General features: G+C 45.3%; 1 protein-coding gene. It reads right to left on the bottom strand.

Translation table 11 applies throughout. From position 1 onward, the window contains the following. Window positions 1–59: 59 nt before the first annotated feature. The coding region (locus tag PPA04_RS09490) for an IS256 family transposase (protein WP_147206826.1) at window positions 60–1,031 on the bottom strand (972 nt) is incomplete at its 5' end.

Here is a 1,031-nt window from a genome sequence, read left to right as displayed (position 1 = left end):
GGTAGCGTCAAGAATCTTGTGTAAATGAAATGCCTTCGTACATATAATATGTATCTAACTTAAATAAATGATGCTTCCAAGGTGTCCTGGAGTCCTTTGAACCCTCGGTGGATCCGCTTCAGAGACTTCTCGTTATAAACATTAAACTGAGAAACCAAGAAGCGATCCAGTGAATCTTCCGTTGGAAATTGTTCTTTGTGGTGGGTGGTGCGCTTGAGATGCTTATTAAAGTTCTCAATCAGGTTAGTGGAGTATAGTGATTGCCGGATAGCTGGTGGAAAGTCCATGAAAGTGAGTAAATTCGGCATTTTAAGCAGATCTTTGATTAATTTGGGATAGGTCTGATGCCAGTTGTTGGCGAACTCATTCAGTTTCAGTTCGGCTGCTTCACGGTTGGCGGCCCGATGAACTTGTTTAAAGTCACTGATCACGGCCTTGCGGTCTTTTACGCGAACTTTGTTCATCAGATTCCGCCCAACATGAACCAGGCAACGTTGTCGTTTGGCTTTAGGGAAATGCCGATTCAAGCCTTCATCCAAACCAACTAACCCATCGGCCACAAACAACAGCACATCTTTAACGCCCTGCTTGATCAAGGTTCCCAGCAGTTCAGTCCAGATTCCAGTCGATTCCGTTGGCGCCACTTGGTAGTTCAGCACTTCTTTCGTACCATCTGGACGAATGCCAATCGCAATATGAACGGCTTCTTTTTGAACGGTATCCCGCTTTAACGGCAAGTAAGTGGCATCTAAGAAGATGGCCGCATATTGTGAAGCCAGTCGACGTTGCTGGAAAGCTTGAACCTGTTCATTGACGGCTTTAGTCATGTTGGAAACCGTGGCTTTGGAGTAGTGAGCACCGTACATTTTCTCAATGAGTTCGGCAATTTCAGCAGTGGTAATTCCCTTGGTATACAACTGAATGACCGTTGTTTCTAAATTATCACTGTGCCGACCGTAGGCTGGCAAGGTATGATTTTCAAGCCGGCCATTGCGATCTCGAGGAATGGTTAAGTTAAGTTGGCCGTACTT

It is taken from the genome of Pediococcus parvulus (assembly GCF_007990205.1).
GTDB classification, from domain to species: domain Bacteria; phylum Bacillota; class Bacilli; order Lactobacillales; family Lactobacillaceae; genus Pediococcus; species Pediococcus parvulus.
The sequence above is the reverse complement of the archived record's forward strand: the minus strand, read 5'-3'. Positions and strand labels throughout refer to the sequence as shown.